At 58.1% G+C, this 14,271-nt stretch carries 12 protein-coding genes; 6 read left to right on the top strand and 6 right to left on the bottom strand.

What is annotated here, in order from left to right; all coding sequences use genetic code 11:
* Positions 1–108 precede the first annotated feature (108 nt).
* Together ARC85_RS08710 and ARC85_RS08705 are read left to right on the top strand one after the other, a co-directional pair.
* On the top strand, positions 109–2,322 hold the full coding sequence (locus ARC85_RS08710; RefSeq protein ID WP_011785788.1) for an acetyl-CoA hydrolase/transferase C-terminal domain-containing protein: 2,214 nt from the start codon (positions 109–111) through the stop codon (positions 2,320–2,322).
* Complete coding sequence (locus ARC85_RS08705; RefSeq protein ID WP_222448386.1) at positions 2,322–2,798, top strand: FKBP-type peptidyl-prolyl cis-trans isomerase; 477 nt, start codon at positions 2,322–2,324, stop codon at positions 2,796–2,798. Before ARC85_RS08710 ends, ARC85_RS08705 begins: the two co-directional genes overlap by 1 nt.
* On the opposite strand, the gene ARC85_RS08700 is transcribed toward ARC85_RS08705, so the two are convergent.
* Both ARC85_RS08700 and ARC85_RS08695 read right to left on the bottom strand, forming a co-directional pair.
* On the bottom strand, positions 2,758–3,576 hold the full coding sequence (locus tag ARC85_RS08700; RefSeq protein WP_222448387.1) for a lysophospholipid acyltransferase family protein: 819 nt from the start codon (positions 3,574–3,576) through the stop codon (positions 2,758–2,760). The genes ARC85_RS08705 and ARC85_RS08700 overlap by 41 nt on opposite strands.
* A 15-nt stretch (positions 3,577–3,591) precedes the next feature.
* A complete protein-coding gene (locus ARC85_RS08695; protein WP_014420733.1) occupies positions 3,592–4,353 on the bottom strand; it encodes a GNAT family N-acetyltransferase in 762 nt (253 codons plus the stop codon).
* A 242-nt stretch (positions 4,354–4,595) separates the two neighbouring features.
* On the opposite strand from ARC85_RS08695, the gene ARC85_RS08690 reads away from it, so the two are divergent.
* The 3 genes from ARC85_RS08690 (at position 4,596) to glpK (ending at position 8,686) form a co-directional block, all read left to right on the top strand.
* Positions 4,596–5,330, top strand: a complete 735-nt coding sequence (locus ARC85_RS08690; RefSeq protein WP_011785784.1) for a response regulator — start codon at positions 4,596–4,598, stop codon at positions 5,328–5,330.
* Between the two features lie 58 nt (positions 5,331–5,388).
* Positions 5,389–6,960 (top strand): ATP-binding protein, encoded by a 1,572-nt coding sequence (locus tag ARC85_RS08685; protein WP_014420734.1) that lies wholly within the window; start codon positions 5,389–5,391, stop codon positions 6,958–6,960.
* 244 nt (positions 6,961–7,204) lie between these two features.
* Complete coding sequence (glpK, locus tag ARC85_RS08680) at positions 7,205–8,686, top strand: glycerol kinase GlpK (protein WP_011785782.1); 1,482 nt, start codon at positions 7,205–7,207, stop codon at positions 8,684–8,686.
* Between the two features lie 3 nt (positions 8,687–8,689).
* Here the strand turns inward: glpK and ARC85_RS08675 are convergent, their stop codons facing one another.
* Both ARC85_RS08675 and argF read right to left on the bottom strand, forming a co-directional pair.
* The gene (locus tag ARC85_RS08675) at positions 8,690–9,766 is read right to left on the bottom strand and encodes an ABC transporter ATP-binding protein (RefSeq protein ID WP_011785781.1); all 1,077 of its coding nucleotides are present in this window, start codon (positions 9,764–9,766) and stop codon (positions 8,690–8,692) included.
* A 3-nt stretch (positions 9,767–9,769) separates the two neighbouring features.
* The gene (argF, locus tag ARC85_RS08670; RefSeq protein ID WP_011785780.1) at positions 9,770–10,684 is read right to left on the bottom strand and encodes an ornithine carbamoyltransferase; all 915 of its coding nucleotides are present in this window, start codon (positions 10,682–10,684) and stop codon (positions 9,770–9,772) included.
* A 200-nt stretch (positions 10,685–10,884) separates the two neighbouring features.
* Between argF and grxD the strand changes: the two genes are divergently transcribed.
* Positions 10,885–11,211, top strand: coding sequence for a Grx4 family monothiol glutaredoxin (grxD, locus tag ARC85_RS08665; RefSeq protein WP_014420735.1), 327 nt, complete (start codon positions 10,885–10,887; stop codon positions 11,209–11,211).
* An 8-nt stretch (positions 11,212–11,219) separates the two neighbouring features.
* On the opposite strand, the gene ARC85_RS08660 is transcribed toward grxD, so the two are convergent.
* Both ARC85_RS08660 and ARC85_RS08655 read right to left on the bottom strand, forming a co-directional pair.
* The gene (locus tag ARC85_RS08660; protein ID WP_223268842.1) at positions 11,220–11,954 is read right to left on the bottom strand and encodes a TonB C-terminal domain-containing protein; all 735 of its coding nucleotides are present in this window, start codon (positions 11,952–11,954) and stop codon (positions 11,220–11,222) included.
* A gap of 35 nt (positions 11,955–11,989) precedes the next feature.
* Entirely contained in the window at positions 11,990–14,197 is a 2,208-nt protein-coding gene (locus ARC85_RS08655) for a DUF1631 domain-containing protein (RefSeq protein WP_286714716.1), read from the bottom strand.
* Positions 14,198–14,271 lie beyond the last annotated feature (74 nt).

Below are 14,271 nucleotides of genomic sequence, written 5' to 3'. Positions count from 1 at the left end.
TCCCGACATCCGCTTTGTCAAAATGTCATGACCTGACGCATTGTCAGCTTGAATCTGCCGTGTGATCATCCACCTTAATTGAGATTCTCAAGCGACGAGGAGCCGGTAATGGCAGCAGAGAACGGAGTCTATTGCGACGACGCAGAACGGTGTGTTGATCGGGTGATTGAACGGGTTGGCAAGCGCATTACCCTGGGCTTGCCGCTTGGTCTTGGCAAGCCGGTGAGGTTTGTGAATGCGCTCTATCAGCGTGCCAAGGATGATCCGGACATTGAGCTGCATATTGTGACCGCGCTCTCCCTGTTAGCGCCTGAGGGCAGTTCTTCACTGGAAAAACGTTTCATGGGGCCCTTCGCCAAGCGCCTGTTTGGCGATATTCCGGAACTGGCCTATGCCCGTGATGTCGCCAATAACCGCTTGCCAAGCAATGTCCAGGTGTCTGAATTTTTCTTCAAAGCTGGCAGCTACCTGAACAATCGCAACCAGCAGCGAAACTATGTATGCACCAACTACACCCATGCCGTTCGCGATCTGATGGCGCAGGGTGTGAATGTGGTGGGGCAGATGGTTTCCCCAGGCGAGCCCAATGGCTTTCCGGGCCAGGTGAGCTTTAGCTGTAACCCGGACCTGTCACTCGATATCCTGCCGCTGCTGCGGGAGCGTGAACAGCAGGGCGTACCGGTGGCCATGGTGGCTGAAATCAATCAGTACCTGCCCTGGTTTGGCCATCATGCAGCCGTCGAGGAACAGCAGTTTGATCTTCTCTTCAGTCATCCATCGACAGACTATCCGTTATTCTCGGCTCCTCAGATGGCCATCAGTCCGTCTGATCACCTCATCGGATTCTACGCCAGCTGCCTGTTGAAGGATGGCGGAACCCTTCAGGTTGGCATCGGTTCACTGGGAGCCTCGCTGGTTCACAACGCCATTCTGCGCCACAAGCACAATGATGCCTGGCGCGCAGTTTATGACCACCTGGATGTGGGATCCAGGTTCCCTGTGGTTGACAGCTGCGGCGGTACCGGTACGTTCGAGACCGGCCTGTATGGCTGTAGTGAAATGATGGTGGATGGCTTCCTGTATCTGATGCAGGAGGGCATCCTGAAGCGGGAAGTATTTGATCATGCCGGTTTGCAGACTCTGATCAACCGGGGCGAGATTACCCTGACGCCGTCGCTCGACATGCTGGATGTGCTGGTCCGGGAAGGGCTGATCGACTCGCCATTGCGGGCGCGGGATGTCAACTGGCTGATTCAGTACGGCATTCTGCGGGACACAGTGGAATTCCGTGGCGGACGCCTGCGCCTGAGTGAAGATCACGCTGTAGAAGCAGACCTCAGCCAGGATCAGACCCGTGAGGCGCTGGCGGCCCTGGGTCTTGGTTCAAGGCTCATCGGTGGTATTGCCATGCACGGGGGCTTCTACGTGGGGCCGGAGGCCTTCTACCAGGCTCTGAGAGATCTGTCGCCAGAGCAGCGTGACAAGATCTGCATGACCAGTGTCAATTTCATCAACCACCTTTACGATCACCGTTTCGGAGATCAGAAGCTCAAAGCCGCCCAGCGTTTGCACGGTCGGTTTATCAACTCTGCGATGATGTACACCCTCAATGGCGCGGCAGTGTCAGATGGGCTCGATGATGGTCGCGTGGTCAGTGGTGTGGGGGGGCAGTACAACTTTGTTTCGATGGCCCATGAGTTGCCCGGGGCGCGCTCCATCCTGGCTCTCAGAGCCACCCGCATGTCTGGTGGGCAGGTAGTGTCCAACATTGTCTTCAACTATGCCCATTGCACCATTCCAAGACATCTCAGGGACATTGTGATCACCGAGTACGGCATTGCCGATTTGCGGGGGCGGTCCGACGAAGATGTGTTCCTGGCGCTGATCCGTATTGCCGATTCCCGTTTCCAGGCGGATTTGCTGAAACAGGCCCAGAAGGCGGGCAAGGTCCGTGACGATTTCCGCTTGCCTGCGGACTGGCAGAACAATACGCCGGCGTCGGTTCGCCAGGCTTTGGCTGCACCCGGTAAGGGCGACTGGTTCCCGGCGTTCCCGTTCGGCCGGGATTTTACCGATGAGGAGCTGACCCTGGGGAAAGCCCTTAAAGGACTGAAAGCCGCAACCGCTACTCCCCGTGGTAAACTGGCGACCCTTTGGCAGGCCATCCGGGCAGAAGACGATACTGGCCAGTACGCGGTGCTGCTCGAACGCATGGGGTTGAACAACCCCTCAGGCATTCGGGAGAAGCTGGATCGCAAACTGGTGATACATGGCCTGCAGCAACTTGAACCCGCGACAAAGACAGGAAGCGAAAACAGCTGATGCAAGCCGATAACCCGAACACCCGGCCGGATGTTTTTACCGTCCATTACGTGCTCAAGAACCGCATCGGTGAGCTGGTGGATACGTCTGAAGGCAGCGAGCCTCTGCACTTTATCTACGGCAGCCCCGAGATCATTGCCGGCATTCAGGAGGCGGTGAAAGACCGAAACGTAGGTGATTGCCTGGAAGTGACCGTGCCACCGGAGATGGCCTACGGCGAATACCGCGAGGACCTGGTGCGCAAGGTGCCCCGTTCCCTCTTTGAGGGCATTGAAAACCTGGATGTGGGCATGAAATTCCAGACTAACTCCGGTGATCAGGCCCAGGTGGTACAGGTGGTGGCGATCGACGGCAACCTGGTCAAAGTGGATGCCAATCACCCTCTGGCCGGTTTCACTCTCTATTTTGATCTGGAAATCGTGGGTCGTCGCGAGGCTACTGAAGACGAGGTAGCTCAGGGTCGCCCGCTGTTCTGAGAGGGCGTTCGGGTACCTGGTCGAACTCGCCCGAGTGAATGCGGGCGAGGCCCTGGCTGATCTGCTGGTGTATGCACCCGGTCAGCTCATTCAGGGATAGACCCGGATCCGGTCCAAGGGGCGGATGCAGTATTACGATGATCTGCCCCGGTGGCTGTCGCAGCAGCCTGAACAGATGACAGTGGAAACTGTCATCGCCCACAAAGGGCGCCAGTGAGTCAGGGCGCCGTTCTCGCCGATAACCGATGGACACTGGCTGTATGGCCGTGTTGCTGTCCCGGGCGGCGCTCATCAACAGTCCGTGCATGGGTAATACGGCTACCCCGGTGCTGGTGGTTCCCTCTGGATAGACCATTACCGATTCTCCAGCCTGCAGGCATTGCGCGATACTGGCTTTGATAGCTCTGGCCTGACCGCCGCCACGTTTGATGAACAGCGTGCCGGCCTGCCGGGCCAGCCAGCCGATCACCGGCCATTGACCTACTTCCGCTTTTGACAGAAACCGCATGGGCGTGATGCTGCCAAGAACCGGGATGTCTGACCAGCTGATGTGGTTGGCGACAAACAGGGCGTTTTCCGGGCAGGGCTGGCCATAAACCTGAACCTGCCAGCCCAGGCATTGACATGCCTTCCGAAAACAGATTGTGGCCCAGGGATTCCTGTCCACCGGTCTGGTCCTGGCCAGATCGGAGATCCGGAGCAAAGCCGCCAGCGCGCAGGCTCCGACAAGGAAGCCTGCAAACATTGCTAAGCGAAAGCTCAGTCGAAGCCAGCTCATCGGCAATCCTCCGAATCAGGCGGGGCGACGCAGGAAGTGCCGGCTGTAGCGGCCGGCCAGGTTACTGACCTCCAGCAGCACCAGCATGTCGGCACAGCGGAATTCAGGATCCCAGCAAGGCTCGCCACAGACCCTTGCGCCCAGGCGCATGTACGCCTTGATCAGGGGCGGTATGTCCACAGAGCGTTCTGATTCCGGATGGGCAAGATGTGGCAGTTGGCGCTTTGGCGTTACCCGGCAATGCGGCTCAGACAGATGCTGTTGTTGCAGAAGCCGGGCCACATGCCAGGCTTTCGCCCCGCCGTCGGCCATGCTGATACTGGCGCAGCCGATCAGATGGGTAACGTTGCGCTGCACCAGGTACTCCGCCACCGCTGACCACAGCAGCGTGATGGTGCCGCCATTGCGGTAGTCCGGGTGCACGCAGGTGCGGCCGAGTTCAGCCAGTGTTCCGGGCAGGGCTTCCAGAGCCGCGAGATCAAACTCGCCTCGGGAGTAGAAGCCGCCAACGGAAGCCGTATCGTCCTGGTGAAGTATGCGGGTGGTGGCCACCAGTTCACCGGTGTCTGCGTCGTTGACGATCAGGTGATCGCATGCCGCATCGTAGGCATCGGCATCAATACCCGGGATTGTGGCGCCGAGATCGCTGCCATACTCCTCGGAGAATACCCGGTAACGCAGGCGCTGCGCCGCTTCTATGAGCTCCGGGTCACGGATCAGTTCGGTGCTCAGGTTACGGCCCCGGCGGGGTTGAAGGCTCGCGGTGGTTGCAGTCATGGCTTGGCCTCTGTGTTTCTGTTTCAGGTCAAGGCTATGAAGCGGGTATGACAGATGGGTGACGCCGGGGTGACGTCTCTGTGACAGTGCGAGACCGTTTTCAGGAAAACGGATATGTGTCACAGGCTGTAACCCTTTGGCGGTTCCATGTATATTTCTGAATAGCATGTATAATTGCTGTAACTGAACGTTGCCTGTATCGTCGGGTGTACAACCCTGAAACCGGAATAAAATAATCAGAGATGGATGGCGTGGAACAAACAAACGAGAGTTGGCGAATCCTGATCGTAGAGGACGATGAGCGGCTTGCGGATCTGACCCGCGAGTACCTTGAGAACAATGGCCTGACAGTGTCGTTGGAAACCCACGGGGGAGCCGCTGTTGAGCGGATCCGCAACGAGCAGCCTGATCTTGTGGTTCTGGATCTGATGCTGCCTGGCGAAGATGGTCTGTCTATCTGCCGGCGGGTACGGCCGTTCTTCAATGGCCCCATTATTATGCTCACCGCCCGGACAGACGACCTGGACCAGGTCCTGGGCCTGGAAATGGGCGCGGATGACTACATTGGCAAACCGGTCCAACCGCGCGTTCTGCTCGCCCGCATCCGTGCCATGCTCCGCCGGGTAGAAACCTCGCCCGTTAGTGGGCAGGAGACGTCCGGGGAGGAGCCGGTGCGTTTGCAGTTCAACGACCTCGTGGTCGATCGTTCCATGCGTGAAGCCTGGTTAAGTGACGAAAGTATCGACCTCACCAGTGCTGAGTTCGACCTGCTCTGGCTGCTGGCCAGTAATGCCGGGCGGGTGCTGAGCAGGGAAGAGATTTTCACCGCACTCCGGGGCATCGAGTACGATGGGCAGGATCGTTCCATTGACGTTCGCGTGTCCAGGATCCGCCCGAAAATCGGTGACGATCCCATCCACCCGCGCCGTATCAAAACCGTTCGCAGCAAGGGCTACCTGTTCGTCAAGGAAGCCTGATCGCGCCTGAGGCGTTGCCGCCCCGAAGGTGGCAACGCCGGTTACCAGGGTTGGCCCGATGTCCCTGAAATTTTTCCTGAAAGCCTACGCTCGTATTGCGGCCATTGCGGCGGCGGTCGTGCTGGTGTGCGTCCTGCTGTTTAACGGCATCAACTCCGTTCGCGAACAATACTGGCATGAGCAGGCCATGACACCGGTTATGCGTTGGCTGGCAGCGGCCCCGGATCCGCTCAGTCAGTATCACTGGATGGCCCCGATGTTTGGTCTGCACAGTGGCGTTGCGGCCGACTTCGGGCTTTCCCGGGTTGCGCTTGAGCGCCTGGGCTATGGCCAGGTGGTGGCGCAGTCAACCGATAGCGGGTATGGCTATTATGTCCTTGGTCTCGGGGGCGAGGTGCTCGGCATACATCTGGAGCAACCCTACCGGGATCTGGCCCGGGCAATCTCGTTGATGGTGCGTTGGCATCTGGATACCAGCCCTGCGGCTCAGCGTGCGGATGTGGCGCAGCAATTGGCAGAGTCTCTGAATCTCGATATCCGTCTGGTTCAGAAGACCGAGGATCTGCCGGATCAGCAGGCGCTTGAGCGGCTTGGCGACACCGGGCTGGCGATTTTTGAACACGGTGATAACCGTGCCAGGGCGCTGGTTCGTTTGTCGGAAGGCGCATTGGTTGTGGTGACATTGCCTCCCCCCTTCAATCCCTGGGGCTGGCCGATTATCTTGCTGCTGACCGCTGTTGTCGGTGGCGTGCTGGCAGTGGCCCTGTTTCTTGCGTTGCGTTTTGTAGAGAGTCATCTGCGCAAGGTTGAGTCGGTAGCGATTCGTATTGCCCGGGGAGAGATGGGAGCCCGGGTGGAATCCGAGCAGGGCACGCTCGTTTCCCGGCTGGGGACTTCGTTCAATGGAATGGCGGAACATATCCAGCGCCTGGTGCAGGTGCAGCGGGAAATGATTCACGCGGTTTCCCACGAACTGAGAACGCCGGTGGCCCGCATCCGGTTCGGCGTCCAGATGATTGAATCCGGTAGTACTCAGGAAGTGCTTGAAAAGCAGCTCGAGGGCATTGATGGCGACATCCAGGAGCTCGACGAACTGATTGACGAGATCCTGACCTATGCCCGGCTGGAGCAGGGCGGGCCGGTGTTCAGTCTCCGGGAGGGATCGGTCACGGATATAGTCAGGCAGGTTGTCTCCGAACAGCGGCTTATCCGGGAGGGAGTCGACATTGAGTGTCAGATTGACGAAGCTTCGGAGCGCTGGGCACAGGCCGATATGGAACCTCGTTACATTCACCGGGCGATTCAGAACCTGGTCGGCAATGCCGCGCGCTATGCCGCAGGCCGTGTGCAGGTGAGTTGCCACCTGGATGAAGATAATTGCCGGATTGATGTGGAAGACGATGGCCCGGGCATTCCGGAACAGGATTGGGAAAAAGTGTTCACCGCCTTTGCCCGGCTAGATGACAGTCGTACCCGTACCTCAGGCGGCTACGGGTTGGGCCTGTCCATTGTTCGCAGGATTCTGTACTGGCACGGTGGGCAGGCGTTTGTGGGCCGCAGTGATGTCTTGGGCGGAGCCCGGTTCAGCCTGGTCTGGCCGCGCCTGAAGCCCGCAGACCCGGATTTGTGAACCAGTGCTCGGTACCTCACCTGATGTAACAAAGCTCTACACAACCACAACTGAACCCTCCGCAGCCCTGGGTAATACTTCAAAGCGTAAGGGATGACTTTTGAGGTTGTAGTTCTTACGAACTTTCCTTGTTTCATTCGTCATTTGAGGGCCGGTTTTTCCGGCCCTTTTTTTATTTCCGCGCCGCGTCACACCGCTCGATCCCCGTCCTGTTAGAATCTCCTGAAAACAACAGGAGGTTTTGATGTCCCGATATCTGCTTGCCATAGACCAGGGTACCACCAGTTCCCGCGCCATCGTGTTTGATGACAAAGGCGCTCAGGTGGCCGTTGCCCAGCAGGAGTTTCACCAGTACTTCCCCAAAGATGGCTGGGTTGAGCACGATGCCATGGAAATATGGGACAGTACGCTGGCGGTCTGTCGTGCAGCGCTGAACAACGGCAAGATCAAGGCATCTGACCTCGCAGGCATCGGCATTACCAACCAGCGGGAAACCACTGTGATCTGGGACAGGGCGACGGGGCAGCCGATTCATCACGCCATTGTCTGGCAGGATCGCCGTACCGCGTCCTGGTGTACCAAGTTGCGCCAGGATGGCCATGAATCCCTGGTGGTTGACCGCACCGGATTATTGATTGATCCCTACTTCTCTGCCACCAAGATAGCGTGGATTCTGGACAATGTTGACGGTGCCCGCCAGCGCGCGGAAGCCGGTGAGTTGGCCTTTGGCACCATTGATACCTGGTTGCTCTGGAATCTGACCGGCGGCAAGCACCATCGTACCGATGCCACCAATGCGTCCCGCACTGCACTGTTCAATATCCATACACAGCAATGGGACCCGCAGCTGCTCAAGCTGTTTCGGGTGCCTGCTGCTCTGTTGCCGGAGGTATTCGACAGTGCAGCTGAGTACGGGTTGACGGAACCCGAATGTCTGGGCGCTTCGGTGATGATTGCCGGTATTGCCGGTGATCAGCATGCCGCTTTGATCGGCCAGGCCTGTTTTGAGCCGGGAATGGCCAAGAGTACCTATGGCACAGGCTGTTTCCTGATGCTCAACACCGGCCAGCAGGCCCTGCGCTCTGAAAACCGGTTATTGACGACGGTAGCTTACCGCCTCAACGGCAAACCCTGCTATGCCATTGAAGGCAGTATTTTTGTTGCCGGTGCCGCCATGCAGTGGCTCAGGGATGGGCTTCGGCTGATTTCCCATGCCCGGGAATCGGCGGAGCATGCGGCGACGGTCGGTGTGAATAATCCGGTGTATCTGGTGCCCGCGTTCACCGGCCTGGGGGCCCCGCACTGGGACCCCAACGCCCGGGGTGCAATCCTGGGGCTGACCCGGGATACCGGCATTGCCGAGATTGTCACGGCGGGTTTGCAATCGGTGTGCTATCAGACCAAAGACCTGGTGCGCGCCATTCGCAACGATGGCGCCCGACTGGAATCGCTGCGAGTTGACGGAGGTATGGCTGTGAACGACTGGGTGATGCAGTTTTTATCGGACATTCTCAATGTGCCGGTTGACCGGCCGAGCGTGACTGAAACCACGGCGCTGGGGGCCGCATATCTTGCGGGTTTGCAGACCGGGGTTTTCGATAGCCTGGAGCAGATTACGTCGCTTTGGGAATGCGAGCACCAGTTCCGGCCGGATATGGCGCCGGGGCTGCGGGAATCACTCTATGCCGGCTGGCTGGATGCTGTTGAGCGAGTCTGTAATCACTGAGGTTCAGTGGCCGGTGCGTTCGAAGGCGATCAGGTGATCAGCCTCCACCCGGACCGGTACCTGCTCACCCAGGTTAAAGTCCAGGTGGCTCCGGAAGAGGGCCTCAAATTCAGTGTCTTCTGAACACCGGAAACGATAGAGCGTGGAGGTTCCGGCAAAGGTTTTTTCCACCACCTTTGGCTTCAGCTCTGAGTCTTCATCGAAAACAATGTCGTCCGGCCGGATCAGGACGTCCAGCAGGGTGCCTGGTTGCCATTTGTAGGCCCGGTTGCCATGGATGACGCCCAGTTCCGATTCTATGGTGTCAGGGCCCAGGGCCTTGCCGGGAATAAACCCACCTTGCCCGACAAAACTGGCCACGAACCGGTTCGCCGGCTCATGGTAGAGGTTGTAGGGCACATCCCACTGTTGAATCTGCCCGTCCCGGAGAACCGCCACCTGATCACACATGGCAAAGGCTTCCTGCTGATCATGGGTAACCAGGATGGCGCTGATGCCGAGAGTCTTGAGGATTTCCCGCACATCCAGGCTCAGCCGGCGGCGCAGATCCGTGTCCAGGTTGGAGAAAGGCTCATCCAGCAGGATCAGTGTTGGCTCTGGTGCAAGTGCCCGGGCCAGGGCCACCCGTTGTTGCTGGCCGCCGGACAGCTCGTGGGGATAGTTGTCTGCAAGGTCCTGGAGGTGCACCAGGTTCAGCAACTCCATGACCTTTTGTCGACGTTCCGCTTTGCTTAATGACTTCAGACCGAAGCCGACGTTATCGGCAATGCTCAGATGCGGAAAAAGGGCATAGTCCTGGAACACCATGCCAATCTTGCGCTTTTCCGGTTGCAGTGCCCGCCCGGGCAAGCTGATGGCCTGTGACTGCAGGCGGATTTCACCCCGGGAAATCGGCAGGAAGCCGGCCAGTGCCCGGAGAATGGTGCTCTTGCCACAGCCGCTGGGGCCCAGCAGGCAGCCAATATCGCCGTGGCTGAGGGCAAAGCTGACGTCCTTGACGACGGAATCACCGCCGTAGCCACAGGACAGATTGTTTACTTCCAGCAGCCAGTCTGCGGGGGGCACCAGGGCTTCGGGCATGGATCAGTCCAGACGATTGAGAATCAGGAATTCCAGCAAGGCTTTCTGGGCATGCAGCCGGTTTTCCGCCTCATGCCAGACTGCCGAGCTTTCGTGGTCCATCATGTCTGCCGAAATCTCTTCACCCCGGTGGGCGGGCAGGCAGTGCATGAAGAGGGCGTCTTTGTCGGCCTGAGCCATCAGAGCCGGGTTGATCTGATAGCTGCGGAAGGCTTTTTCCCGGGCTTTCTGCTCGTCTTCCTGGCCCATGGAAGCCCAGACATCGGTGACCAGCAGTTGGGCGCCTCGTGCTGCCTCTTCCGGCGCGCGCACAACGGTCACCCTGTCAGCATGCTGTTCGATCAGTTGTTGATCCGGTTCGTAACCCTCTGGGCAGGCAACGTTCAGGCGGAAATCGAAACGCTCTGCAGCGTTTATGTACGAGTGGCACATATTGTTGCCGTCACCAATCCAGGCCACGGTGGCACCACGGATGCTGCCGCGAAGCTCCCGATAGGTCTGCATGTCGGCCAGCAGCTGGCAGGGGTGGAATTCGTCGGTGAGAGCGTTGATCACGGGCTTGCTGGAGGCAGTGGCAAAGCGCTCGACCGTTTCGTGGGCAAAGGTACGGATCATCACCGCGTCGACCATGCTGGAGATCACAATGGCAGAATCCTCGATCGGTTCGCCGCGGCCAAGCTGTGTATCCTTGGGCGAGAGGAACATGGCGCTACCCCCGAGCTGGGTCATGCCGGCTTCGAAGGAAACCCGGGTCCGGGTGGATGATTTTTCGAAGATCATTGCCAGCACCCGGTTTTTAAGGGTGTCCCTGGTCTGGCCTGAACGCCACTCTTTGCGTAATTTGGAAGCATGATCGAGCAGATCTTCCAGTTCCGCCGTGGTCATGTCGTTCAGTGTCAGAAAATGTCTTGCTGCCATGAAAGGCCCCTGTTTCAAGCAAACTGCCCGTTCGGAAAAGCCAACAAGTCTAGCCCGTCGCTACCCTGAAAACAACGCCGGGCGCGGTGCTGTTGTTCTGGGTCAAAACGGACGGTTTGTTGAGGCCTGAGGCACCCGTGTACAATAAGCGCAAAGGCCGTTTGGCGGCAAAGCTGACTCCCAACCAGAGGAATGAGTTCATGGACATCAATGAAACCATCAAGAGCCAACTTGAAGAGAACCCGGTTATTCTTTACATGAAGGGCACCCCGCAAGCTCCGCAGTGCGGTTTCTCGGCACGTACTGTTCAGGCTCTGATGGCGTGCGGTGAGCGCTTTGCGTTTGTGAATATTCTCGACAATCAGGAACTGCGTGAGGCCCTGAAAGTCTATTCCAGCTGGCCAACCTATCCGCAGCTCTACATCAACGGTGAGCTGGTGGGTGGTTGCGACATCGTTCTGGAAATGTCAGAAAGTGGCGAGCTGGCCAAGATGGTCAAGGATGCTGCGGGTCAGGCCGAGGCCTGATCATTCTGCTACTCGTAACGGTATTTAAGCTTTATCGTAAAACGACCTCCTATCCCGCTCTCTGGAGCGGGATAGGGGCTTGCCTCTAAAGCCGCCCGGTATATTGCGGCGTCTACATCCTTTAGGTCCGTTGATTTAACGATTTTCGCGCCCGTCACCGCGCCATTTCCCATTAATCTGAGTTCTATTTCTGCTATCCATGTCTTTGATCCCTCCGAGTCTACAGGCACCCTAATCGTCTCTCGGAAGAGATATTCCGACAAATGACTTGAGAGTTTTGCGACAAAAGGGTCTCTTTCATCGGGAGTCTCAGTCTTTTGCTTTACTGGCTCCGGCGTTTCTACGGCCTCGCTTGCACGTGCAGTCAATGCAGGTGTAGCAACTGATGCAGGGGATTCGAAGGATGTTGCCCGGGTTTGGGTGCTTTCGGTTGTCCGCTTCGGGGAATCTGGCTGTGTCGCAGTGACGGTTTGCGATTCGGGCGGAGCACTGAAGGTAGATTCTGTCGAGGTTACCACCGGCTCGGCCGGCGGGATCTCGAACTCGGAGTGCCTGGGCTTTGGCGGTTCCGGGCTTGCCACGCTCTCTGGTGTCGGGACGGCCGCCGGGGTTGTCAGCGTAAAAACCAGCCGGTGAGTCAGTTCCCGGGCCTCCTTCAGAGGCGATGGAAGCCCGGCCAGTACCAGAGTGTGAGCCAGTATGGCCAGGGAAACCGCTAGCAGGAGCCGATAGGATGCCGGCATTGAGGGTGAACGAAAACCCGTGTCCGGCATCTATATCAGGCGGTTTTTGTGCGCAGGTTGCCCACGACGGCATTCAGGGCCCGGTCAATCAAGGCACCCTGTTCGAGCAGCGTCAGGCGGCCACGGCGCATCTCATGAGCCAGCTCGACACGGGTTTTCTCAATGACTTTCAGGCCCATACGGTTGACGAACACAAAGCAGTCCGCTTCATCAATAATGGCTGAGAGCTTGCAGCGGAAGCTGGTGCCGTTGACCAGGCGGAACTCCACCCAGTTGCCAATTTCGATAGTGTCGAGCTTGGCCACATATTCGGCAATCGCAGCATCTTCCAGTTCCTGTTGCCGTTCAACGGCGGTCTGGTGCACGGTCGGGGCTTCGTCTTCGGCATCCGACGGTGCATCCTGACGGGCTTCGATGGCGGCGTTGGTCCGGAAGGCCTCAGCCAGCTCATGCTTCAGGTGCCCCATCATCTGATCAAGCCGGGTGGCGTTGTAGGAGACTTCCTCAAGTCCTGCCCGCAGTGATTTCAACAGACCGGGCACAACCCGAACCCACTGGTCACGCTCTTCATCTTCTTCATGGGGGTGCAGGCACCAGATCAGGTCATCCACGACCCGTGCTGTTTCGTGCCAGCGATGTTCGGTGTCGTCCTTCAGGTAGGCCAGGAACATAACCCGGCTCCAGCCATTCATCAGAATATCGCTGACCGAGTCCGGAAGCCGGTAACGGGATACTTTTTCCCGTAACAGCCGGTCCACCTCTTCCTGGGCCTTCTGGGATTTGATGCGACCACGTTCCGATTCTCGTGTTCTCTGTTCCACCAGGGAGGCCTTACGGTTTTCTCGCTCCAGGAATTGCTCAAATTCTTCGTTCAGGGTTTCGAACAACTGAATGTTGCCATCGAATTCATTGAGGATTCGTTGCACCACGTTGTGTATCTGACCGTACAGCTTGTCTCGGGTTTTCTCATCGCTGCTGCTCCAGCCAATGCCCGCGCGGGCGAGGGAGTTGAGCAGCTTGCGGGCCGGGTGGGTTGCCTTGCTGAAGAAACTCTTGTCCTTGATCACAACCTTCAGAATCGGAATCTGCAGGCGACTGATCAGCACCTGAACCGGGGCGGACAGGTTGTAGTCATCAAGGATGAACTCGAACAGCATGGAGACCAGATTGATCAGATCTTCATCCACTTCATTCAGTGCGGGCTGGCGACCATCTTGAGCGTCGGCCTTGGCCAGCAGTTGCTGAACGACCTGGCGCAGGTCGACGGTTACGGGCTCACCCGTGCTCAGGTCGTCGGTTTCCGGCCAGTTTTGCTGAAGCGGAATGGCGTTGAGGATATCGGCCAGTTCCCGGCCTCCGACCACTCTCAGAGAGGGATCGGCGCTGCGTGGGGGCATGCCGGCATTGGACCTTTGCAGAGCCAGCATCTGACGGATCTGGTCAAACAGTACGGTGTCTTCCGGGCGTTGATCGTAGCCGGCAGTCGTCTCGCTGGGGCTTTCGGCAGAGCTGTCTGCTGTTGCAGATGGCTTCTGGTTCTGGCTCTTCTTGCCGTGATAACGGAAGTTCGGGATAACGCCGGCCTGGATCAGAATGCGATTGGCTTCATCCAGGAGCATGCCCAGGTTGGAGATAACGTAACGGTCAAATTGCTTGAGCAGGATGAGCCGTTCGCGAATCTGGATATCGAGGGCCTGGATCGCTTCGGTAAAAGCGCTGCACAGGTGCTCCGGTGCCATCGGGTTGACTGGCTCCTGCTCGGTGGCGTCCGGATAGATCTCGGTAAAACGGGCCTGCAATTGCAGTAAAGGGCCTTGGAAGTGCGCCTTGGCCTTGGTGGTCATGGCGTTGAAGGCAACCTGTTCTTCCAGATCGTCATTGCCAACCAGCGAAAGAGTGTCGGCACTGGCCTGCGGGCTGGCTTCGGTTGACGGAAGCTGGCCGGCATGGGGCGGGTTGGCAAAGAACTGGGCAACCGTATTCTGAAAATGACGCTCTACGCCCTTGCGCTTGATGCGAATCTCGCGCATGGCTTCGAAGTAGCGGTTTTGTTCATTGTTGCTGCGGGCATTGTTGGCCAGTTCGAAGAGTGAATCATCGACGGCATCGAAAGCCCCCTGCAACAAATCACCCAGCCCCGCAACAACGGTGTCGCGGATGCGGGCTACCTCCGCAGGAACCGGTCGGGTGCTTGCCGCTTCCCTGTGCTCGCGGAGGTAATGTATGCCGGACTGCTTGTTCATGGCCGACTCCTGTTTACGCCTCAACCGGATACATGACCGAGCCTGATTCTTGTCTGTTCTGATTATTGGATAAA

Source organism: Marinobacter sp. tcs-11 (assembly GCF_002049515.1).
In the GTDB taxonomy this organism is placed as follows: Bacteria; Pseudomonadota; Gammaproteobacteria; order Pseudomonadales; family Oleiphilaceae; genus Marinobacter; species Marinobacter nauticus.
Note: the sequence above shows the minus strand (reverse complement) of the source record. Positions and strands in the feature narration are given on the sequence as shown.